At 65.1% G+C, this 21,558-nt stretch carries 18 protein-coding genes; 9 read left to right on the top strand and 9 right to left on the bottom strand.

Annotated features, from left to right (window positions below; all coding sequences use genetic code 11):
- Positions 1 to 43: 43 nt before the first annotated feature.
- From I6F12_RS03400 to I6F12_RS03440, 9 genes are all read left to right on the top strand, one after another.
- Entirely contained in the window at positions 44 to 586 is a 543-nt protein-coding gene (locus I6F12_RS03400) for a phosphonopyruvate decarboxylase (protein WP_036004713.1), read from the top strand.
- A complete protein-coding gene (locus tag I6F12_RS03405; RefSeq protein ID WP_225155502.1) occupies positions 583 to 1,173 on the top strand; it encodes a thiamine pyrophosphate-dependent enzyme in 591 nt (196 codons plus the stop codon). The genes I6F12_RS03400 and I6F12_RS03405 overlap by 4 nt, the downstream gene beginning before the upstream one ends.
- A 135-nt stretch (positions 1,174 to 1,308) precedes the next feature.
- Positions 1,309 to 2,010: a TetR/AcrR family transcriptional regulator gene (locus I6F12_RS03410; protein WP_063822469.1), complete on the top strand. Its 702-nt coding sequence runs from the start codon at positions 1,309 to 1,311 to the stop codon at positions 2,008 to 2,010.
- A gap of 1 nt (position 2,011) precedes the next feature.
- Positions 2,012 to 3,205, top strand: a complete 1,194-nt coding sequence (locus I6F12_RS03415; RefSeq protein ID WP_036004727.1) for an efflux RND transporter periplasmic adaptor subunit — start codon at positions 2,012 to 2,014, stop codon at positions 3,203 to 3,205.
- Between the two features lie 69 nt (positions 3,206 to 3,274).
- Positions 3,275 to 6,370: a MexW/MexI family multidrug efflux RND transporter permease subunit gene (locus I6F12_RS03420; RefSeq protein WP_036025801.1), complete on the top strand. Its 3,096-nt coding sequence runs from the start codon at positions 3,275 to 3,277 to the stop codon at positions 6,368 to 6,370.
- A gap of 130 nt (positions 6,371 to 6,500) precedes the next feature.
- A complete protein-coding gene (locus I6F12_RS03425) occupies positions 6,501 to 9,095 on the top strand; it encodes an ATP-binding protein (RefSeq protein WP_225155503.1) in 2,595 nt (864 codons plus the stop codon).
- Entirely contained in the window at positions 9,092 to 9,481 is a 390-nt protein-coding gene (locus I6F12_RS03430; RefSeq protein ID WP_025034870.1) for a response regulator, read from the top strand. The genes I6F12_RS03425 and I6F12_RS03430 overlap by 4 nt, the downstream gene beginning before the upstream one ends.
- Positions 9,478 to 10,728 carry an adenylate/guanylate cyclase domain-containing protein gene (locus tag I6F12_RS03435; RefSeq protein ID WP_036004735.1) on the top strand — a complete coding sequence of 417 codons (1,251 nt, stop codon included), beginning with the start codon at positions 9,478 to 9,480 and terminating at the stop codon, positions 10,726 to 10,728. The genes I6F12_RS03430 and I6F12_RS03435 overlap by 4 nt, the downstream gene beginning before the upstream one ends.
- Positions 10,729 to 10,737: 9 nt before the next feature.
- Positions 10,738 to 11,484, top strand: coding sequence for a hypothetical protein (locus I6F12_RS03440; protein ID WP_225127385.1), 747 nt, complete (start codon positions 10,738 to 10,740; stop codon positions 11,482 to 11,484).
- 21 nt (positions 11,485 to 11,505) lie between these two features.
- Here the strand turns inward: I6F12_RS03440 and I6F12_RS03445 are convergent, their stop codons facing one another.
- The 9 genes from I6F12_RS03445 to I6F12_RS03485 form a co-directional block, all read right to left on the bottom strand.
- Entirely contained in the window at positions 11,506 to 12,390 is an 885-nt protein-coding gene (locus I6F12_RS03445; RefSeq protein WP_057027046.1) for an ABC transporter permease, read from the bottom strand.
- 3 nt (positions 12,391 to 12,393) lie between these two features.
- Positions 12,394 to 13,335, bottom strand: coding sequence for an ABC transporter permease (locus I6F12_RS03450; RefSeq protein ID WP_025034874.1), 942 nt, complete (start codon positions 13,333 to 13,335; stop codon positions 12,394 to 12,396).
- 10 nt (positions 13,336 to 13,345) lie between these two features.
- Positions 13,346 to 14,854, bottom strand: coding sequence for an ABC transporter substrate-binding protein (locus tag I6F12_RS03455; RefSeq protein WP_225155504.1), 1,509 nt, complete (start codon positions 14,852 to 14,854; stop codon positions 13,346 to 13,348).
- Positions 14,855 to 14,876: 22 nt separating this feature from the next.
- The gene (locus I6F12_RS03460) at positions 14,877 to 15,983 is read right to left on the bottom strand and encodes a dipeptide ABC transporter ATP-binding protein (protein ID WP_225155505.1); all 1,107 of its coding nucleotides are present in this window, start codon (positions 15,981 to 15,983) and stop codon (positions 14,877 to 14,879) included.
- Entirely contained in the window at positions 15,983 to 16,972 is a 990-nt protein-coding gene (locus tag I6F12_RS03465; RefSeq protein WP_225155506.1) for an ABC transporter ATP-binding protein, read from the bottom strand. Before I6F12_RS03465 ends, I6F12_RS03460 begins: the two co-directional genes overlap by 1 nt.
- Positions 16,969 to 17,679 (bottom strand): DUF1028 domain-containing protein, encoded by a 711-nt coding sequence (locus I6F12_RS03470; RefSeq protein ID WP_225155507.1) that lies wholly within the window; start codon positions 17,677 to 17,679, stop codon positions 16,969 to 16,971. Before I6F12_RS03470 ends, I6F12_RS03465 begins: the two co-directional genes overlap by 4 nt.
- A gap of 9 nt (positions 17,680 to 17,688) precedes the next feature.
- Positions 17,689 to 19,494 (bottom strand): gamma-glutamyltransferase family protein, encoded by a 1,806-nt coding sequence (locus I6F12_RS03475; RefSeq protein ID WP_225155508.1) that lies wholly within the window; start codon positions 19,492 to 19,494, stop codon positions 17,689 to 17,691.
- An 87-nt stretch (positions 19,495 to 19,581) separates the two neighbouring features.
- Positions 19,582 to 20,571 (bottom strand): oligopeptide/dipeptide ABC transporter ATP-binding protein, encoded by a 990-nt coding sequence (locus tag I6F12_RS03480; protein ID WP_036025780.1) that lies wholly within the window; start codon positions 20,569 to 20,571, stop codon positions 19,582 to 19,584.
- The gene (locus tag I6F12_RS03485) at positions 20,568 to 21,554 is read right to left on the bottom strand and encodes an ABC transporter ATP-binding protein (RefSeq protein ID WP_225146102.1); all 987 of its coding nucleotides are present in this window, start codon (positions 21,552 to 21,554) and stop codon (positions 20,568 to 20,570) included. Before I6F12_RS03485 ends, I6F12_RS03480 begins: the two co-directional genes overlap by 4 nt.
- Between the last annotated feature and the right edge of the window lie 4 nt (positions 21,555 to 21,558).

The raw sequence follows: 21,558 nt of genomic DNA on the forward strand, positions 1-21,558 counted from the left end.
GCGTCTACAGTCTTTCTACCTTGCTAGCCGACCGGACAGGAAAATGCACGCACGCGCTGACGCTGCCGACACGGCGCCGAACTGGCCCGACGATATTTTCGCGACCCTCCAGCGCTTCGACGTCCGGCAGGTGCCTTACGTTCCGGACGCCGGTCATTCCAAGCTGATCCAGCGCGTATTGGCCTCCTCCACCATGCGCGGCATTGCGCTGACGACGGAGGAGGAGGGCGTGGCGCTGCTCGCCGGCGCCTGGGCCGGCGGACAGCGCGGCGTGCTGCTGATGCAGTCGAGCGGCGTCGGCAATTGCATCAACATGCTGTCGCTGATCCCGATCCTGCGCTTTCCGTTCCTCACGCTCGTGACGATGCGCGGCGAGTGGGGCGAGTTCAATCCGTGGCAGGTGCCGATGGGCTCGACCACGCAAGGCGTGTTCGAGCTCTCCGGCGTCAAGGTGCTGCGCGCCTCGCACGCTGCCGAGGTGCCTGCCGTCTTGGAAGCGGCCGCGGCGCAGGCCTACAACGCGCTGACGCCAACCGCCGTCCTTCTGTCGCAGCGCCTGATCGGCGCCAAGGTTTTCACCAAATGAGCAAGGCCAATCTCCTCGACCGCCGGCAGGTGGTGTCCACGTTGCTGGCGAACCGCAAGAACGTCGTCGCGATCGGCGGCCTTGGCGCTTCCACCAACGACATGTGCGCCGCCGGCGACCACGCCCGCAACTTCTACCTCTGGGGCGGCATGGGCGGCGCCGCGATGATCGGGCTGGGTCTGGCGCTGGCGCAGCCGAAGCTGCCGGTATTGGTTATCACCGGCGACGGCGAGATGCTGATGGGCATGGGCAGCCTTGCCACCATCGGCCTGCAGAAGCCGGCCAACCTCTCGATCGCAGTGCTCGACAACGAGGCCTATGGCGAGACCGGCGGCCAGACCAGCCACACCTCCGCCGCCGCCGACCTCGTCGGCATCGCCAGGGCTTGCGGCATTATCGACAGCCGGGCCGTCACGACCATGGCCGAGGTCGAGGCCTTCGCCAAAGCCGTCCATGACCTCTCCGCGGGTCCGCGCTTTGCCAATGTGAAGATCGACAGCGCCGGCCTGGAGCGGATTCTGCCGACGCGGGACGGGACCTACATCGTCAACCGGATCCGTGCTGACCTCGGCTTCCAGCCGATCTAGGCGGTCCGTCCATCCCCGAACGCCTGCACGCGGGCCGTGCAGGCTCGACCAATTTCCATTGATTCTAGGTCGCACGCAGGTTGCGATGCAACATAGTGCTTGACTCCTGCGTGGGTGAGTGCTTACTCACCGAGCATGAGCTCATTGCGTATGACGAGCGACCTGAGGCGTCAATTGATCCTCGGCGCCGCAAAGCGCTGCTTTGCCCGACACGGCTATAACGGCACCACGACCAAGAGCGTGGCGGCCGCCGCTGCCATTTCTGAAGCGCTGCTGTTCAAGCATTTCCCGTCCAAGGCGGCGCTCTACGCCGAGATCCTCAGCGACGAATGCGAGGCGGATCCCGCTCTGATGGAGCTGCTCGAGCGCGAGCCGTCGACGGCTACGCTGGTCGAGGTGATCCGCGGCATGGTCGAGCACTTCCTCCAGATCGCTGACGGTCCCGATCAGGAAGAGGCGCAGCGCCTGCGGCTAATGGCCACGAGCCATTTGGATGACGGCGAATTCGCCCGATTGCTGTATGCCAAGATCGAGACGCTGATCGGCGCTGTCTTCGTCGCCTCGCTCGAGCGTGCGGTTGCGAGCGGTGACGCGCGGCCCTGCGCTGGCGATCCGCTCAACCTGTTCTGGTTCGCGCATCATGCGGTGATGACCGCGGCGCTGACCAGGCTGCCGGCCACGCCCTGTCTTGCTTACGGCAGGGCGACCGACCTGGAGCGGCAGCTCTGTGAGTTTCTCCTGAGGGGTATCGGACTTAACGACGCCGCAATTGCTTCGCATCTGGGCCGCAATCAGGCCGCGGATGCGAACCGGGCGGCGATTGCAGAAAGTGCATGACATGAACATCGTGGCCGAAAACAAGATTTCGGGGCAACCGATCGACAACAAGGCTCCCAAGCGTCCGGTCCGGCCAGTGCGCTGGTTCATCATCGTTGGCACGCTTCTGGCCGTGCTCGTCGGAGGGCTCGTCTGGTTCAATTACTTCCGCGGCCAGATGATCAAGCAATTCTTCGCCAACAACAAGCCGCCGCCGACCGCTGTCAGCGCGGCCGAGGCGAAGTCCGAGGTGGTGCCGAACCTGCTCACCGCGGTCGGCAGCCTCGTCGCCGTGCATCAGGTCGACGTCAGCGCCGACGTCAACGGCCGTGTCACCGCGATCAAGTTCGAGCCGGGCACGCGCGTCGAGGCCGGCACGCCGCTGGTGCAACTGTTCGACGCGCCCGAGCAGGGCGATCTCGCCAATTACAAGGCGCAAGCGACCGTCGCGCAGCTGTCGCTTGAACGCGCCAAGCAGCTGGCCTCGCGCCAGTTCGGTCCGCAGGCGACCGTCGATACCGCGCAGGCTGCCTATGACCAGGCCCAGGCGGGCATCGCCAAGACCGAGGCGTTGATCTCGCAGAAGCTGGTGCGCGCGCCGTTCGCCGGCGATCTCGGCATGCGCAAGGTCGAGGTCGGCCAGTATCTGACCGCCGGCACGGCGATCGTGTCGCTGACCGATCTGTCCGAGCTGTGGGCCAACTTCACGGTGACGGAAAAGGATTCCGGCAGCCTCAAGGTCGGCCAGGTCGTGCGGTTGAAGGTCGACGCCTATCCGGGCCGCACCTTCGAGGGCAAGATCACCACGATCGAGCCCCAGATCTCGACCGATACTCGCAACATCCGCGTGCAGGCCACGATTGCCAATCCGGAGAAGATCCTGAAGCCCGGCATGTTTGTCACCACGACCGTGGTGCTGCCGGAAAAGCCGGCCGTGATCACGGTGCCTGAAACGGCAGTCGATTACACGCTGTACGGCGACTCGGTGTTCGTGATCACCGAGAAGAAGGAAGAAGACGGCAAGACCAGCCTGTCGGCGGTGCGCACCTTCGTGCAGACCGGCAACCGGGTCGAGGGTCGCGTCGAAATCGTCAAGGGCCTGAAGGTAGGCGACAAGGTCGTCGCTCTCGGCCAGCTCAAGCTGCAATCAGGCGCGCCGGTATCGATCTCGACCGATCCGGCCCCGCAGATCCCGGCGCAGCCGCCGCGCTATTGACAATATCCTCGCGTGATCCGGCCCGGCCGGATCACGCGTCTTGAAAAAAAGAAATCGAGATCGCCCGCGATGGCTTTTACCGACATTTTCATCAAACGACCGGTCCTGTCGGTCGTCGTCAGCCTGCTGATCCTGCTGATCGGCCTGCGCGCGGCAATGGTGCTGCCGATCCGGCAATATCCGAAGCTGTCGAATACGGTCATCAACATCACGACCGTCTATCCCGGCGCGTCCGCAGACCTGATCCAGGGCTTCATCACCACGCCGATCGAGCAGGCGGTCGCGTCCGCCGAAGGCGTCGACTACATCACCTCGTCCTCGGTGCTCGGCACCTCGACGATCCAGGTCTACATCAAGCTGAATTTCGATCCGAACCAGGCGCTCACCGAGGTGTTGGCGAAGACCAATTCAGTGAAGTACCTGATTCCGAAGGAATCCAACGACCCGATCGTCACCAAGACCACCGGCCAGACCACGGCCGTGATGTATCTCGGATTCTCCTCGGACGAGCTGTCCGGCTCGGCCATCTCCGACTATCTGACGCGTGTGGTGCAGCCGGTGCTGTCGACCGTCGACGGCGTCGCCTCGGCCGACATTTTGGGCGGCCAGACCTTTGCGATGCGGCTGTGGCTCGATCCCGTGAAGATGGCGGGCCGCAACGTATCGCCGGCTGACGTTGCGGCGGCGATCCAGGCCAACAACTTCCAGTCCGCGGCCGGCCAGACCAAGGGCTATCTGATCGTCTCGAACGTCTCGACCAACACGGGCCTGACCAACGTCGATCAGTTCAAGAAGATGATCGTCAAGGCCAAGGACGGCGGCTTCGTGCGGATGGAGGACATCGCCACCGTCGAGCTTGCAGCCCAGAGCACGGATGCCAGCGTCGCCTTTAACGGCGAGCGCGCGATCTTCATTGGCGTGCAGGCGACGCCACAGGGTAATCCGCTGACGCTGGTCAAGGGTGTGCGCGCGCTGTTCCCCGAGCTCGAACGCAACCTCCCGCCCTCGATGAAGATGAAGGTCGCCTACGACTCGACCAAGTTCATCCAATCTTCGATCGACGAGGTGCGGAATACATTGGGCGAAGCCGTCATCATCGTGATCGTGGTCATTTTCCTGTTCCTCGCCTCGCTGCGCTCCGTCATCATTCCCGTCGTCACCATTCCGTTGTCGATGATCGGCGTCTGCACGATGATGCTGGCGCTGGGCTTCAGCTTCAACCTGCTGACCCTGCTCGCGATGGTCCTGGCGATCGGCCTCGTCGTCGACGATGCCATCGTCGTGGTGGAGAACATCCATCGCCATCTGGAGGAGGGCAAGACGCCGGTCCAGGCTTCGCTACAAGGCGCGCGCGAAATCGTCGGGCCGGTCATCTCCATGACCATCACGCTCGCCGCCGTGTACGCGCCGATCGGGTTCCTCGGTGGCCTCACCGGGTCGCTGTTCCGCGAATTTGCCTTTACCCTCGCAGGCTCGGTCATCGTATCAGGCGTGATCGCGCTGACGCTGTCGCCCATGATGTGCTCGGTGCTGCTGAAGAACACCGAAGAGGGCCGCTTCGCCAAGTTGGTGAACCGGGTGTTCGGCGCCATGACGCGGTGGTATGGCCGCAAGCTCGACCGCTCGCTCGACTACAAGGCCATCACCGGCCTGTTCGCCGTGACGATCCTGGGACTCGTCGGCTTCCTCTACATGAACACTTCGAAGGAGCTGGCGCCCGAGGAAGATCAGGGCATCGTGTTCGCGGTGACCAAGGCGCCGAAATACGCCAACATCGACTATGTCGATTTCTACGGCGAGAAGCTCGACAAGGAATTCCAGAAATTCCCCGAGACCGATCTGCGTTTCGTGCTGAACGGCATCAATGGCCCGCAAGGCGGCATTGCCGGCATGCTCTTGAAGCCCTGGGACGAGCGCACACGCTCGTCGATCGCCTTGAAGCCGCTGGTGCAGGCCGAGCTCTCCAAGATCGAGGGCGTGCAGGCGTTCGCGTTCAACCTGCCGCCATTGCCGGGCGGACCCGGCGGTCTGCCGATCCAGATGGTGATCAATTCCACGGCCAGCTTCCAGACCGTCTATGAGCAGATGGAGAAGCTGAAGGAGGCTGCACGCAAGAGCGGCATGTTCATCGTCTCCGATAGCGACCTCGCCTACAACCAGCCGAACGTCGAGGTGACGATCGACCGCACCAAGGCTCAGGACCTCGGCGTCAACATGCAGAACCTCGGCTCGACGCTCGCGGTGCTGCTCGGCGGCAATTACATCAACCGGTTCAACCTCGAGGGCCGCTCCTATCAGGTGATTCCGCAGGTGCCGCGCGGCAAGCGGCTGTCCCCGGAATCGCTCGGTGGCTACTATGTGACGACCAACACCGGGCAGCAGCTTCCGTTGTCGACCGTGGTCTCGATCAGGACCAAGACCGATCCGAATTCGCTGACGCACTACAACCAGCTCAATTCGGCGACGTTCTCCGCCGTGCCGATGCCCGGCGTGACCGTCGGCGCTGCGGTCGACTTCCTCGAAGGCGAGGCCAAGAAGCTGCCGCAAGGCTTCAGCCACGACTATCTGGCTGACTCCCGGCAATACGTGCAGGAAGGCAATCAGCTTGCCATCACCTTCGGCTTCGCGCTGATCATCATCTTCCTGGTGCTGGCGGCCCAGTTCGAGAGCTTGCGCGACCCGCTGGTCATCATGATCTCGGTGCCGATGGCGATCGTCGGTGCGCTGATCCCGCTGTTCTTCGGCATGGCGACCATAAACATCTACACCCAGGTCGGTCTGCTCACCCTGGTCGGCCTGATCACCAAGCACGGCATCCTGATGGTGGAGTTCGCCAACGAGCTCCAGGTTAACGAGCGGCTCGACCGCCGCTCGGCCATCGAGATGTCGGCCCGCATCCGTCTGCGGCCGATCCTGATGACCACGGCCGCGATGGTGACCGGCCTGATCCCGCTCCTGACCGCGACCGGCGCGGGCGCGGCCAGCCGCTTCTCGATCGGTCTCGTTGTCGTCGCCGGCATGTCGATCGGCACGCTGTTCACGCTGTTCGTGCTGCCGGCAGTCTATGTGGTGCTGGCGACCGACCATCGCGCGGCGGCCGATTCGGAGCGGAACAAGCAGATCGGCGAGCTGGACCTCGATTCAAAGGCGCTACGGCCGACCTGAGGCCGCCGGCAGGCTAGTCCCGAAAGGGCGGCAGCGGTGATCCGCTGCCGCCCTTTTCGTTGGGGCTCGGGCGAGCTCCTTGCCGCGCTTGCGAGAGACAAGGTCCGGTCTTCTTGCTAGGTTCCGTGGAATGAGCCTGTCCCTCCACCCCGATACACCTCGAGCCGGGACATTGCCGAGCGCGGCCCCAGGCGAGGTCGCCTCCGGCGACACTGCGGGGCGCGGAATCCGGACCCGGCTCTTCGCCAAATACGTCGCGCTTTTCGTGGCGGTCGTCGCCATTGCGCTGCTCGCCAATGGCCTGTTCGAGGTCTACTTCTACTATCGCGAGCACAAGGCCTCTCTGATTCGGGTCCAGCACGAGCAGGCCGAGGCGGCCGCTGCCAAGATCGGCCGGTTCGTCAAGGAGATCGAGAGCCAGCTCGGCTGGACCACGCAGCTGCCCTGGTCGGGCGGCTCGATCGAGCAGCGCCGGTTCGACGCGCTGCGCCTGTTGCGCCAGGTCCCTGCGATCACCGAGCTGGCCCAGGTGGATTCGACTGGCAAGGAGCGGCTGCGGGTCTCGCGGCTGGCGATGGACGTGCTCGACAGCGGGATCGACCTGTCGAGCGATCCGAAGTTCACCGAGGCGGTCGCGCGCAAGGTCTATTACGGGCCGGTCTATTTTCGCCGGGAGTCCGAGCCCTACATGACGCTGGCGCTGGCGGGCGCACGCAAGGATGCCGGCGTCAGCATCGCCGAGGTCAATCTCAAGCTGATCTGGGACGTCGTGTCCCAGATCAAGGTCGGCGAGCACGGCAACGCCTACGTGGTCGGCCCGGAGGGCCGCTTGATCGCGCATCCCGACATCAGTCTCGTGCTGCGCAACACCGACATGTCCGGCCTTGCGCAGGTACGCGCCGTGCAAGCCGGCGGCGCCATGCCAGACGTGCTTTCCGAGGCCCACAACATCCAGGGGCAGAAGGTGCTGACCGCATCGGCCCCGATCGAGCCGCTGCGCTGGACCATGTTCGTCGAGCTGCCGGTCGAGGAAGCCTATGCCGCGCTTTATGCTTCGCTGCAGCGCCTTGCAATCGTGCTGCTCGCGGCATCCATCTTCGCGGTGCTGGCCGGGATCTTCCTGGCGCGCCGCATGGTCGGGCCGATCCAGGCGCTGCGGAGCGGCGCGGAACGAATGGGCGGTGGTGATTTCTCCCAGCGCATCTCGATCAAGACCGGCGACGAGCTCGAAGGACTCGCCGACCAATTCAACGACATGGGCGCGCGCCTGCAGGAATCCTATGCGGACCTCGAGAACAAGGTCGAGAAGCGGACCGCCGAATTGCGGGAGTCGCTCGAGCAACAAACGGCGACGTCGGAGGTGCTCGAAGTCATTAGCTCCTCTCCGGGAGAGTTAGAGCCGGTGTTTCAGAAGATGTTGGAGAATGCTACCCGCGTCTGCGGTGCGAATTTCGGCACGATGAATCTGTGGGACGGCCAGAAATTCAACATCGTCACCGACTACAACATTCCGCCCGATTTCTCCGCCTTCCGTAAGCGGACTCCGATCTTCCCACATCCAGGAACGACGCTGGCTGCAATCATCGCGACGCATCAGCCCGCGCAGATCAATGACTTGAGGGAAAGTCCTGGGTACAAGGCCGGTGTTCCCTTTGTCGTCGGAATGGCCGACGTTGCCGGCGCCCGAACCCTTCTCTCCGTACCCATGCTGAAAGAGGATGATCTGATCGGCGCGATGACGATTTTTCGACAAGAGATTCGCGGCTTCACGGACAAACAAGTCGCGTTGGTGGAGAACTTTACCAAGCAAGCCGTCATCGCGATCGAGAATACGCGCCTGCTGAAGCAATTGCGCGAGCGTACGACCGAGCTATCGCAATCGCTCGACAATCTGCGCACCGCGCAGGACCGCCTGATTCAGACCGAAAAGCTCGCTTCCCTCGGCCAGCTCACCGCCGGCATCGCCCACGAGATCAAGAATCCGCTCAACTTCGTCAACAACTTCTCCGCGGTCTCGACCGAGCTGATCGACGAGCTCAACGAGATCCTGCAATCGGCCGCGCTCGACGGCAAGACGAAGAAGGAGGTCGACGAGCTGACCGGCATGCTCAGGGCCAATCTCGAGAAGGTGGTGCAGCACGGCAAGCGCGCCGATTCCATCGTCAGGAACATGCTGCTGCATTCGCGTCAGGGTTCCGGCGAGCATCGCGCCGTCGACATCAATGCGGTGGTCGAGGAGAGCCTCAATCTCGCCTATCACGGCGCGCGCGCCGAAAGGCCCGCCTTCAACGTCACGCTCCAGCGCGATTTCGACCCGGATGCCGGCATGATCGAGGTGTATCCGCAGGAGATCACGCGCGTCTTGCTGAACCTGATCTCGAACGGCTTCTATGCCGCGGCCAAGCGCAAGGAGAGCGAGGGCGATGCATTCGAGCCCACTTTGCGCGCGGCAACGAAGAATCTCGGCGACAGGGTCCAGATCCGGATTCGCGACAACGGCACCGGGATTCCAGCCGAGGTGAAGGAAAAGATGTTCAATCCCTTCTTCACCACCAAGCCGGCCGGCGAGGGCACGGGACTCGGCCTTTCAATGAGCCACGACATCGTGGTGAAACAACACGGCGGCACGATCGACGTGGACACCACACAAGGTGTATTCACCGAGTTCATCATCACGCTGCCGCGGACGATGGCAGCGGGCGACACTTCCGGAGGAAAGTCTTGAACGTTTACATCCTGGTCGTCGATGACGAGCCCGACGTCGAGGCACTGTTTCGGCAGCAGTTCCGGCGCGACCTGCGCGCCGGCCGGTTTCAGATGGAGTTTGCGCTCTCGGCCCCCGAGGCGCTCGAGCGCGCCGCCGAAGTCCGTGATCCCTCGCTGATCCTGATCCTGTCGGACATCAACATGCCCGGCATGAGCGGGCTCGACATGCTGCCGAAGGTGCGTGCCGCGCATCCCGATGTTCCCGTCATCATGATCACGGCCTATGGCGATGCGGAGACGCGCCGCAAGGCGATCGAACGGGGCGCCGTCGGGCTCCTCACCAAGCCGATCGACTTTGCGCTGCTGCGGCAGGAGATCGACACGAGGCTCGAGCAAGCCGCATGACTGCGACCATCCTCTTCGTCGACGACGAGCCGGATCTCGAGGCGCTGATCCTGCAGAAATTCCGCAGGCAGATCCGCGATGGGCAGCTCGCGCTGATCTTCGCGCGCGACGGCCTGGAGGCGCTGGAAGCGCTGGAGCAGAATCCGCATGTCGACATGGTGGTCTCCGATATCAACATGCCGCGAATGGACGGCCTGTCGCTACTCGCGAAGCTCCAGGAGGCCCAGGAGAAGAAGTCGACCATCATCGTCTCGGCCTACGGCGACATGAGCAACATCCGCACCGCCATGAACCGCGGTGCGTTCGACTTCCTGACCAAGCCGATCGACTTCGCCGACCTCGAAGCTACGATCGAGAAGACCGTCCGCCATGTGGAGATGCTGCGCGAGGTGCGGCGGCGCCAGATGGAAGCCGAGCGCGCCCATGCCTCGCTGTCGCGCTTCTTCTCGCCGGAGATTGCAAGGCGGCTGGCCGCGAACGTCGATGGCGACGGCATTGAGGTGCAGTGGCGCGATGTCGCCACCCTGTTCACCGATATTACAGGCTTCACCTCGCTGGTCGAGACCGCGCCTCCGCAGACCCTGGGCGAGCTCCTCAACGAATATGTCGGCGGCATGACCGAGATCGTCTTCGCCCATGAGGGGACGGTCGCCAAGATCATCGGCGATGCGATCCAGGTGCTGTTCAACGCCCCCGGCGACCAGCCGGACTATGCAACGCGCGCGGTCGCCTGTGCCCATGCTCTCGACGCTTGGGCGGAGGATTTTTCGGCGCGCTGGAAGGCAAGAGGCGTGAATTTCGGAGCTACCCGCATCGGCGCTCATGCCGGTCCGGCGCTGGTTGGCAATTTCGGCGGCAACCGCTTCTTCGACTACACGGCCTATGGCGACACCATCAATATTGCGGCCCGGCTTGAGGCGGCGAACAAGCACCTGGGAACGCGCATTTGCGTTAGTGCCAGCGTTGCGAATGGGGCCGAAAACTTTCGTGGCCGTCCCGTGGGCGACCTGATGCTGCGCGGACGCAGCGAGCCGCTGCGCGCATTCGAGCCGCTGCCGCAGGCGAGGTTCGAGGCGCCAGCGACGGCGCAATATGCCGAAGCGTTTGCCAAGATGGAGGCCGGCGATGCCGCGGCCATGCCGTCCTTCGCCGCGCTGGTCGGCATGCACGCCGACGATCCGCTGGCCGGATTTCACCTGAAGCGCCTGCTCAACGGCGCCAAGGGCACTCGCATGCAACTGGAATAGGAGTCCGTCATGACGCGCGAATTCTCGGCCGGCAACTATCGTTTCATTCCGTCCGTGTTCCAATATTCCGCCGGTGCTGCCGCGGATGAGGGCTACGAGATCGAGCGGGTCCGGTTCGACCGCCTGGTGCCGCTCGCCGAAGGATTTGCGCTGGCGGCAAAGTTCATCCAGGAGGCGGGCCGCCCGCTGACGGCGTTCTGCGCCTGCGAGCTGCGCTCGCCAGCGGCCTTCAGCGAAGAAGGCTTTCGCGCGTTCAATCTGCACTATGTGAAGACGCTGTCCGAATGGGGCATCTTCGACGGCAGCACCAATCCGGTGGCGCGCAGCAATGTCTGCCCCGAGATCGATCCGCCGTCCGAACCGTCGTTCTATGCGTTCTCCTTCACGCGTCCGACGCGGTCAGATTTGCCGAGCTTCGTCATCGCCGGCGGCGCCGAGGCGCGCGAGGGCAGCGGCTCCTATGTCGAGCGCACGGTGCGCTACCGCGATCTCAGCCCGGAGGGGCTGCGCGAGAAGGTGCGCTTCACCACCACGTCGCAGATGGAAAACCGGATGGCAGCCTTCGGCTTCGGCTGGAAGGATACAACCGGGGTGCAGGCCTATTCCGTGCACGACTTTCACCATGCGCTGGTGGACGAGTTGGTCCGTCGCGGCGCGCTCCGCTCCGGGCTGACCTGGCATTTCGCCCGTCCGCCGGTGGTCGATCTGGAATTCGAGATGGATTGCCGCCGCGTGCTGCGGGAGGTGGTGGTCTGAGCTCCTCACCAAGAGGAATAATCAGCGCTGCCTTGGGTCGAGTGCGTCGCGCAGCCCGTCGCCGAGCAGGTTCAGCGACAGCACGACGAGGAAGATCGCAAGGCCCGGCCAGATTGCCATCCAGGGCGCCTGGGTCAGGAAGCGTTGTGCCGCGTTGAGCATGCTGCCCCAGGACGGCGCCGGCGGCTGCTGGCCGAGGCCGAGGAAGGAGAGGGCGGCCTCGGCGATGATGGCGGCAGCGATCGAGAGCGTCGCCTGCACCAGAAGCGAGGGGAGGATGTTCGGCAGGATGTGCGAGAGCGCGATCCGCCACGGCGGATTGCCGAGTGCGCGCGCGGCCTCGACATAGTCTTCGGCTTTGACGACGAGCACCTGGCCGCGGGTCAGGCGGATGAAGATCGGCGTCGCCGAGATGCCGATCGCAATCATGGCATTGCCGAGGCTCGGGCCGAGGAACGCGGCGAGCGCGATCGCCAGGATCAGGAACGGGCAGGCCAGCATCGCATCGGTGATGCGGCTGATCAGCGCGTCGGTGAAGCCGCCGCGGTAGCCGGCGAGGAGACCGAGCGGCACGCCGATGCCGAGCGCGATCGCGACCGAGATCAGGCCTGCGAGCAGCGAGGCGCGCGCGCCGTAGACGACGCGGCTGAGGATGTCGCGGCCGAGCTCGTCGGTGCCGAACCAGTGGGCCGAGGTCGGCGGTTTGCGCACTAGGCTCCAGCTCGTCGCGATGGGATCATAGGGCACGATGAGCGGAGCGAGCACGGCAAGGGCGATGAACATCGTGAGCACGACGAGCCCGAACACCGCTGCCTTGCGCTTGAACAGCCGCCGACGCGCGCGGCGGGCCGGGCTATCCAGCTCGTCGGCTCGCGTGAGAGGGCTCGGCAGCGCGGCGTCGGTCATGGATCAGCCCCGGAGCCGCGGATTGACGAGGATGTAGGCGATGTCGGCCACCAGATTCAGCGTGATGTAGACCGTGGCCGTCACCAGGACGACGCCCTGCACCACGGCATAATCGCGGTTGAATACGGCATCCACGATCAGCTTGCCGAAGCCGGGAATGGAGAAGATCTGCTCGGTCAGGACCGCGCCGGAGAGCAGCGTACCGAGCTCGAGCGCGCCGAGCGTGATGACGGGGGTCAGCGCATTGCGCATGGCATGCTTGAGGATCACCGTGCGCTCCAACAGTCCTTTGGCGCGCGCGGTGCGCACGTAGTCGCTTTCCAGCACCTGAAGCATGGCGCTGCGCGTATGCCGCATCAGGATCGCGGCGATCGCATTGCCGAGCACGAAGGCCGGCATGATGGTGACGGCCAGGCTTGCGCGCCAGTTCTCGGTGAGCGGCACGTAGCCGGAAGCCGGCAGCCATCCAAGCTCGATCGAAAACAGGAAGATCAGCATGATCCCGAGCCAGAAGTTCGGCGTCGAGATGCCCCACAGCGCAAACAGGTTCGCGCCGTAGTCCCAGGCCGAACCTTTCTTCACGGCCGCGACGATGCCCGCGGGAATGCCGATCAGCAACGCGATCAGGATCGCCATCGAGCCGAGCTGCAGCGTCACCGGCAGCTTCTGTGCGATCAACTCGCGCACCGGCATCTTGTTGCGCAGCGACTCGCCGAAATCGCCAGAGAGCACGCCCTTGATCCAGTAGGCGTACTGCACCGGGACGGGCTGATCGAGCCGGTATTGGCGGCGGATCTGCTCGATCACGGCGGGATCGCGCTCCTCGCCCGCCATCACCAGCGCGGGGTCACCCGGCAGCAATTGCTGCAGCGAGAAGATCAGCACCGAGACGAAGAACAGCGTCGGCACGATCTGCACAAGTCGGCGGGCGAGGAAGTTCAGCATCCTCGCAGCGTCACTTCAGCTTGAGGCCGACAACGCGGACGAGGCCGTCCGGCATTTGCCTATAGCCTTCGAGCTTGGTCGTGTGCGCGATGATGATCCGGCGGTGATAGAGGTAGAGGATGGCGTGATCTTCCAGCTCCAGCTTCGCAAGTCTCTCGTAGGCGGCCTTGCGCTGAGCCATGTCCGACGTACGGCGGGCATCGTCGAGCGCCTTGTCCGCGTCGGCGTTGGTCCAGGCACTGTAGTTCTGCGGCGCATCCTTGCGCAGGAACACGTAGGAATTGCCATCGGGATCGATGCGTCCGCTCCATGCCAGCATGAAGGCCTGGTATTCGCCGGACTCGGCCTGCTTCAGCGACGTCGCAAACTCGGTGACGCGGATCTTCATATCGAAGCCCGCCTCGCTCGCCATGGATTGCACCACTTGAGCCACCGCTTCGGTCTCGGCACCCTTTGGTACCAGGAAGTCAACGCTGACTGGCCCAGTGACGCCGGCTTCCTTCAGGAGGGCCTTGGCTTTGGCGATGTCGCGGCCGTGGATCGGAAATGCGCCCTGATAATAGGGGTGATCGGGATTGACCCATTGGTTGCCCGGCTTGAATTCGCCGTTGAACACCACTTGGTTGATCGCCTCGCGGTCGATCGACCAGTCGAGTGCCTGCCGCACCTTGGCGGATTGGCTGAGCGGGCCCTTGGCCTTGTCCTTGCCGATGTTGAGCGTGATGCCCTGATAGCCGAGCTCGATGGCGGTCGCGACCTTCAGCCGGGAGTCGGCGCGCACCTCCTTGAGGTCGGTGGCGAGTACGCGCTCGATCAGATCGAGGCCGCCGGATTTCAGGTTTGCGAGCCGCACGGTGGCATCGACGATCGGCTGAAACACGATCTTGTCGATGAAGACGTTGTCCTTGTTCCAGTAGTCGGCGAATCTCTCGAACACAATGCGGTCCTGCTGCACGCGCTCGACGAACTTGTAAGGGCCGGCGCAGACCGGGCGGAGGCCGAACTTGTCGCCGGCCTCCTTGGCAGCCTTCGGCGACATCATCATGCCGGCGCGGTCGGTGAGCTGAGCGAGCAGCGGCGAGAACGGCGACTTCAGCACCAGCTTGACCGTGAGGGGATCGACGATTTCGACGCGATCGACCGAGGCGAGCTCCGGCTTGCGGAACGAGCCGGGGAACGTCAGATGCCGTTCCAGCGAGAATTTTGCGGCCTCGGCATCGAACGGCTCACCGTCGTGGAATTTCACGCCGGGCCGCAGCTTGATGACAAGCGCCTTGCCGTCGTCGGCGGTTTCGCTCGAGAGCGCCAGCTGCGGCACGATGTTGAGCTTCTCGTCGATGTCGAACAGCTTGTCGCAGAAGGAGGAGAACACAATGCGGCCGACATAGGTGCGCGCCATCGTGGGGTCGAGGACATCGGGGTCCTCGGCTAGACCGATGCGCAACGTGGTCTGGGCTTGCGCGGCCCCGATCGACACCAGCACAGCGGCGGCTGTTGCGGCCAGGCGAAACATCTTCATCGGTCGATCCCCATTGCTTCGGCTATTTCGTTGCGGACGCGGCGCACTGTATACCAACCCCGGCGGGGCTGCTGCCTTCCGTCTTTTGGCTGAAGGCCGCGACCAGCTTTGCAAGCACCGGCGAAAACCCGCCGGCGGTGGGTAGAATGGCGTCGGCGGACGGCAGCTCCGCGGTGCGGTGACAGGCGGTGGCATGGCCGGTGCGGTCAGCTAGAAGCGCAGGCGCCTCATTGCGGCAGCGCTCGATCACGAACGGGCAGCGGGTGTGAAAGCGGCAGCCGGCGGGCGGATTGAGGGCGCTCGGGATTTCGCCCTCCAGCAGCACCGTCGTTCGTTTTGCCTTCGGCTGCGGCAGCGGGATCGCCGACAGCAGCGCCCGGCTGTAGGGGTGGCGCGGCGCGGCGAACAGCGCGTCGGCTTCCGCCGTCTCGACGATTTGGCCGAGATTCATCACCGCGACGTGGTCGGCGATGTGCTTGACCACGGCAAGGTCGTGCGAGACGAAGATGTAGGCGAGGCCAAGCCGGTCCTGGAGCTCGCGCAGCAGATTGAGGATCTGCGAGCGGATCGAGACGTCGAGCGCCGAGACCGGCTCATCGCAGATGATGAGCTTCGGCTCGACCGCGAGCGCGCGGGCGATCGCGATGCGTTGGCGCTGGCCGCCGGAGAATTCATGCGGATAGCGCCGACCGAGGCGCGGCTCCAGCCCGACCAGCCGCAGCAGTTCGGCAACGCGCTCGGCCCGCCGCACCGGCGGCACCAGATCGTGCAACGCCAGCGGCTCGGTCAGAATCTGGCCGACCGTCATGCGCGGATTGAGCGAGGCGTAGGGATCCTGGAAGATGATTTGCGCCTCGCGGCGGAAGGCGCGCAAGGTCCCGGCGTCGAGCGCCAGCAGGTCGCGGCCGTCGAAGCGAATCATACCAGCGTCCGGCTCGATCAGCCGCAGCACCAGGCGGCTGACGGTGGACTTGCCGCAACCGGATTCGCCGACCAGGGCCAGCGTCTTGCCGGCCTCCAGCGAGAAGGACACGCCGTCGACCGCCTTGACGTGCGCCAGCGCGCGGCCGAGCAGCGAGCGCTGGGCGACGAAATGCTTGACCAGGCCTTCGACTTCGAGGAGCGCCATCACGATACCAGCAATTCGAGCGGCGCGCGGATGCAGCGCGAGAGGTGGCCGTCGCTGAGTTCGACCAGTGGCGGCGGCACCTTGGTGCAGGCGTCGAGCACGAAGGGGCAACGCGCGGCGAAGCGGCAACCGCCGGGCGGCCGCGCCATGTTCGGCACCATGCCTTCGATTGTCGCAAGCTGCTCGGCGCGGTGGTCGAGCCGCGGGATCGAGCCGAGCAGGCCGACGGTGTAGGGATGCTGCGGCGCGGAGAACAATTCATCGACCGGCGCCCGCTCGATGATCTCGCCGGCGTACATCACCGCGACCTCGTCGCAGACCTCGGCGACGACGCCGAGATCGTGGGTGATCAAGATGATCGCGGCGCCGCTCGCGGCTTTCAGCTCGCGCATCAGCTCCAGGATCTGGGCCTGCAGGGTGACGTCGAGTGCGGTGGTCGGCTCGTCCGCGATCAGCAGCCGCGGGTCGCAGGCGAGTGCCATCGCGATCATGACGCGCTGGCGCATGCCGCCGGAGAGCTTGTGTGGGTAGTCGTCAATGCGACGCTCAGGCGAAGGGATATGGACGCGGCGCAGCAGCTCGATCGCGCGGTCGCGCGCGCTCCTCCGCGAGCCGCCCCGGTGACGCAGGATCGTCTCGATGATCTGGTCGCCGATCGTAAAGCTCGGATTGAGCGAGGTCATCGGCTCCTGGAAGATCATCGCCAACCGATTGCCGCGCAGATCGCGCAGGGTCTGGTCCGGCGTCGTCAGCAGGTCGAAGCCGTCGAAGCGGATCGCGCCACTTATTTCCGCGCTCTGCTTCGGCAGCAGGCCCATGATCGCCAGCGACGTCACGCTCTTGCCGCAGCCGGATTCCCCGACGAGACCGAGCGTCGCGCCATTGGCGACGCTGAGATCGACGCTGTCGACCGCGTGGGTGATACGGCCGTCGTCGCCATGAAAGCGGATACGCAGATCCTTGATCTCGATGAGGGGGCTGGCGCTCATGATCGTCTCGCGCGCGCCGCTTCGATGCTGGCGTCGATGACGCTGCGATCGGTGTTGCCGGCCGGGTTCTGCCGCGTCGGCATGGAGGCGCGGAAGTGCACCCAGAGTTCGTGGCTGACGCGCTCGAGGCGTTCGAGCTCACCGAGCGGATCGGGATGGTCGTCGGCGCGAATGTCCAGCGCTGGCCATTCCTCCTCGCCGTGGATCACGAGCGCGGCCGACTGTTTGCCGCGCTTGTCGCCGCCGGCGGCTTCGCCGGCGCGCATCGCCGCGATTAGTCGACGAGGGAAGGGCAGGCTGTCATTTGCGATATATGTCTTCGCGGTCTCGTCGAGCACGTCGGCCTCGGTGAGCATGTTGCCGGCGATCGAGAAGCCGCTGCCCGCGACGTGGCCGCACCAATCAACGCAGTCGCGCCCGGTATGCGCGGCGATTGCGCCGCTGGCATCCATGATATGGACCTGGCGGCTCTCGCGGCCGCCATCGGTCGCCAGCAGCGTGGCGAGCACGTCGTGGGCGTTGAGGCCCTCGCGCAACAACTTGATGCCGTCGATGCCGTAATAGGGATTGACGAAGGCTTGTGTTGCGATCGCGCCGAGGCCGGCGGCAATATACGGCACGCGCGCGCCGACGGCGAAGAAGCGGGTCGCGACCGCGATTCCGAACTGGCCGGTGGCAGGATCGCGCGCGATGATCGACCAGGTCATGTGCTGCCTTCAGCGTCCCGCCGCGTAGCCCTGCATGCCGCGCGGATTGGCGGCGGCGCGCCGGCGCGGGCCCACGCGTGAGGCCGCGGTGAGGCGGCCTTCGGACCAGTCGGGGCCGACCTCGACGATATGTCCGCGCTCGCGCAGGTTCTCGATGGTTGCCTTCGGCACGCGGTTCTCGACCACGAGCACCCCGGGACGTGCGGTGCGAGGCCAGAACGAGATCGGGAAATGCTCGGAATGCCAGGCCGGCGCGTCGATCGCTTCCTGGAGATTGAGGTTGCAATGGACGTGGCGCAGGAAGAATTGCGTGATCCACTGGTCCTGCTGATCGCCGCCCGGCGAGCCCCAGGCGAGGTAAGGCTCGCCGTCGCGCAGCGCCATGGTCGGAGAGAGCGTCGTGCGCGGCCGCTTGCCCGGCGCGAGCGCGGCGGGATGGCCTTCCTCCAGCCAGAACATCTGGGCGCGGCTGCCGAGGCAAAAGCCGAGCTCGGGAATGATCGGCGAGGATTGCAGCCAGCCGCCCGACGGCGTCGACGACACCATATTGCCGTCCCTATCGATGATGTCGAAATGCACGGTGTCGCCGCGCACCTCGCCGAAGCGGCCCACGGTCGGCTCGCCGGCGCCGAGCGCGCCGACCGCCTCGCGCTGGCCCTCCGCGCGGCGCAGCTTGACGACACCGCCGAAGCCTTCGACCGAGCCCGGAATGAAATCCAGCGAAGCCTTGTCGGTGACGAGCTTGCGGCGCTCGTCGTTGTAGGTATCCGACAGCAGCGTTGCGATCGGGATCTCGTTGAACTTGGGATCGCCGTAAAATTTTTCACGGTCGGCGAAGGCGAGCTTGGCGCATTCGATCTGGAGATGGATGAACTCCGGCCCGGTCGGATCGAGGCCGTCGAGTGCAAAGCCCTTCAGCAGCGCGAGCTGCTGCAAGGTGACCGGACCCTGGCTCCAGACGCCGGCCTTGCAGACGGTGTAGCGGCCATAGTCGTAGGTGAGTGGCGCTTCGACGGTCGGCTGCCAGCGCGCCATGTCGTCGGCGGAGAGCACGCCGCGATGTGGCGAGCCGCTGACGTCCATCACCTCCTGGGTTCGGCAGAACTTGTCGACGGCTTCCGCGACGAAGCCTTGCGACCAAGCTTTGCGCGCGCGCTCGATCTCCGCATCGCGGCCACCGCCGCCGCTTTCCGCCTCGCTCAGGATCCGGGCGTAGGTCGCAGCCAGTGTCTTGTTGGTGAACAGCGCGCCTGGCTTCGGCACTTCACTGTTCGGGAGGTAGACCGCGGCGGACGTCGGCCAGTGCTTGCGGAACAGCTGCTCGACGGTCTGGATCGTGGCGCAGGCGCGCTCGACCAGCGGATAGCCGTCGCGGGCGTAGGAGATCGCCGGCTCCAGCACGTCGCGCACGCGCATCGTTCCGTAGTCGCGCAGCAGCATCATCCAGGATTCGAAGGTGCCGGGAACGCAGGCGGCGAGTAGACCCGTGCCCGGCACCATGTCGAGGCCTTCGCTTCTGTAATGCGCGATGGTGGCCCGCGCCGGCGCCGGGCCCTGGCCGCAGATTACCTCGGTGCGGCCGCGCTTGACGTCATGCACGATGATGGGCACGTCGCCGCCGGGACCGTTCAGATGCGGCTCGACCACCTGGAGCGTGAAGGCGGTGGCAACGCCGGCATCGAAGGCATTGCCGCCCTTTTCCAGGATGGCCATGCCCACGGCAGTCGCAATCCAGTGCGTCGAGGCGACGACCCCGAACGTGCCCTCGATCTCGGGCCTCGTCGTGAACGGATCGGGATTGATATTACTGCCCATGGGACTTCACCACCTTATTTCCGGCGCGTGCAATTGATCACAGGGCCACGCCGCTTCCAAATGCGCAGGCTGCATGGCACGCGCGCGTCACGCCGGGACCGGCGCGGTGTTGACCGCATGGCAGGCGACGCCGTCGATCAGTTCCGGGGTCTCCTTGCGGCAGAGATCGAACGCCAGCGGACAGCGCGGATTGAAGGCGCAGCCGGAGGGCGGATTGATCGGGTTGGGGATCTCGCCCTTGACCGGAATGCGCTGGCGGCCGCTCATGGCAAGATCAGGCACGGCGCCCAGCAGCATCTTGGTGTAGGGCATGCGCGGATTTGCGAACAGCTCGCGTCCGTCCGCGATCTCGACGATGCGGCCGAGATACATCACGCCGACGCGGCTCGCCATGTGGCGCACCACGGCGAGGTTGTGGCTGATGAACATGTAGGTCAGGCCGAACTTGTCCTGGAGGTCGCGCATCAGGTTCAGGATCTGCGCCTGCACGGAGACGTCGAGCGCTGAGGTCGGCTCGTCGCAGACGATGAATTCGGCGTCGGACGCGAGCGCGCGCGCGATCGCGATGCGTTGGCGTTGGCCGCCGGAGAATTCGTGCGGATATTTCAGCCGGTCGTCCGGATGCAGGCCGACGAGGCTGAGCAGCTCGCCGACGCGAGCCTGGATGTCGCGCTCGCCCTGGATCAGGTCGAAGGCACGGATCGGCTCGGAGATGATGGCATCGACCCGGAAGCGCGGGTTCAGGCTCGCATAGGGATCCTGGAAGATCATCTGGATGCGCCGGCGCAGCTTCCGCCGCGCTGGCGCCTGCCGCGGGTCGGTCATGGAGACGCCGTCGATCAGCACGTCGCCGGCGCTTGGCGGCAGCAGGCCGACGACCATGCGTGCCACCGTGGTCTTGCCGGAGCCGGACTCGCCGACCAGGGCAAACGTCTCGCCCTTCCTGATGTCGAAGGTAACGTGATCGACTGCCTTGAGATATTCGAGATGTCCGCCTTCAAGCACGCGGTTGAGCCAGGGTTTCGAGACGTCGAAGACGCGGCGCAGGTTTGTGGCCTGGACGAAGGGAGCACTCATGCCACGCTCTCCGCCGGCACGTCGTCATAGAGGTGGCAGGCCACCGATTGCGCGCCGCGCGGCAGCGGCTCCGGCCGATCGACACGGCAACGATCGAAGGCGAAGGCGCAGCGCGGATTGAACGAGCAGCCGCGCGGGATCGCCGACAGGCGCGGCATCGAGCCCGGGATCTGCACCAGGCGCTTGTCCTCGCCCGCAAGCGTCGGGATCGCGCCCATCAGGCCCTTGGCATAAGGATGCAGCGGATTCTTCACGAGGTCCTGCACCGGGCCGATCTCGGCGACGCGGCCGGCATACATCACCGCGACGCAGTCGGAGGTTTCGGCGATCACGCCCATGTCGTGCGTCACCAGCATCACCGCGGTGCCGTGGTCGCGTCCGAGCCGCTTGATCAGCGAGATGATCTGGGCCTGCACGGAGACATCGAGCGCGGTGGTCGGCTCGTCCGCGATGATCAGCTCGGGCTCGGCACAGATCGCGAGCGCGATCACGACGCGCTGGCGCATGCCACCGGAAAACTCGTGGGGATAGCCGTCGATACGCTTTTCCGGCGCGGGAATGCCGACTTCGGCCAGGAGGTCGATGGCGCGGCGGCGGGCGGCCGACTCGGACAGATTGAGGTGGGTGCGGATCGTCTCCACGATCTGGTCGCCGACCTTGTACAGCGGATTGAGCGATGTCAGCGGATCCTGGAAGATCATGCCGATGCGCTTGCCCCTGATACGGCGCATCTCCTCCGGCGGCAGATTGTCGATGCGCAGGCCCGCGAGATGAATCTCGCCGCCGGCAATGCGGCCGGGCGGATCGATCAGGCCGATCACCGCGAGGCCGGTGACGGACTTGCCGGCTCCGGACTCGCCGACGACGCCGAGCACCTCGCCCTTGGCAATGTCGAAGGAGACGCCGTCGATGGCGCGCAGCGTGCCGCGGCGGGAGGCAAACTCCACGTGAAGATCGCGCACGGAAAGGACGGGTTCGGTCATGGAC

Source organism: Bradyrhizobium sp. IC4059 (assembly GCF_020193615.1).
GTDB classification, from domain to species: domain Bacteria; phylum Pseudomonadota; class Alphaproteobacteria; order Rhizobiales; family Xanthobacteraceae; genus Bradyrhizobium; species Bradyrhizobium yuanmingense.

What these genes read in the sequence shown, in the direction of transcription:
- I6F12_RS03400 (WP_036004713.1), top strand. Translation starts at nt 44, where the DNA reads ATGCACGCACGCGCTGACGCTGCCGACACGGCGCCGAACTGGCCCGAC.
- I6F12_RS03405 (WP_225155502.1), top strand. Translation starts at nt 583, where the DNA reads ATGAGCAAGGCCAATCTCCTCGACCGCCGGCAGGTGGTGTCCACGTTG.
- I6F12_RS03410 (WP_063822469.1), top strand. Translation starts at nt 1,309, where the DNA reads ATGAGCTCATTGCGTATGACGAGCGACCTGAGGCGTCAATTGATCCTC.
- I6F12_RS03415 (WP_036004727.1), top strand. Translation starts at nt 2,012, where the DNA reads ATGAACATCGTGGCCGAAAACAAGATTTCGGGGCAACCGATCGACAAC.
- I6F12_RS03420 (WP_036025801.1), top strand. Translation starts at nt 3,275, where the DNA reads ATGGCTTTTACCGACATTTTCATCAAACGACCGGTCCTGTCGGTCGTC.
- I6F12_RS03425 (WP_225155503.1), top strand. Translation starts at nt 6,501, where the DNA reads ATGAGCCTGTCCCTCCACCCCGATACACCTCGAGCCGGGACATTGCCG.
- I6F12_RS03435 (WP_036004735.1), top strand. Translation starts at nt 9,478, where the DNA reads ATGACTGCGACCATCCTCTTCGTCGACGACGAGCCGGATCTCGAGGCG.
- I6F12_RS03440 (WP_225127385.1), top strand. Translation starts at nt 10,738, where the DNA reads ATGACGCGCGAATTCTCGGCCGGCAACTATCGTTTCATTCCGTCCGTG.
- I6F12_RS03445 (WP_057027046.1), bottom strand. Translation starts at nt 12,390, where the DNA reads ATGACCGACGCCGCGCTGCCGAGCCCTCTCACGCGAGCCGACGAGCTG.
- I6F12_RS03450 (WP_025034874.1), bottom strand. Translation starts at nt 13,335, where the DNA reads ATGCTGAACTTCCTCGCCCGCCGACTTGTGCAGATCGTGCCGACGCTG.
- I6F12_RS03455 (WP_225155504.1), bottom strand. Translation starts at nt 14,854, where the DNA reads ATGAAGATGTTTCGCCTGGCCGCAACAGCCGCCGCTGTGCTGGTGTCG.
- I6F12_RS03460 (WP_225155505.1), bottom strand. Translation starts at nt 15,983, where the DNA reads ATGGCGCTCCTCGAAGTCGAAGGCCTGGTCAAGCATTTCGTCGCCCAG.
- I6F12_RS03465 (WP_225155506.1), bottom strand. Translation starts at nt 16,972, where the DNA reads ATGAGCGCCAGCCCCCTCATCGAGATCAAGGATCTGCGTATCCGCTTT.
- I6F12_RS03470 (WP_225155507.1), bottom strand. Translation starts at nt 17,679, where the DNA reads ATGACCTGGTCGATCATCGCGCGCGATCCTGCCACCGGCCAGTTCGGA.
- I6F12_RS03475 (WP_225155508.1), bottom strand. Translation starts at nt 19,494, where the DNA reads ATGGGCAGTAATATCAATCCCGATCCGTTCACGACGAGGCCCGAGATC.
- I6F12_RS03480 (WP_036025780.1), bottom strand. Translation starts at nt 20,571, where the DNA reads ATGAGTGCTCCCTTCGTCCAGGCCACAAACCTGCGCCGCGTCTTCGAC.
- I6F12_RS03485 (WP_225146102.1), bottom strand. Translation starts at nt 21,554, where the DNA reads ATGACCGAACCCGTCCTTTCCGTGCGCGATCTTCACGTGGAGTTTGCC.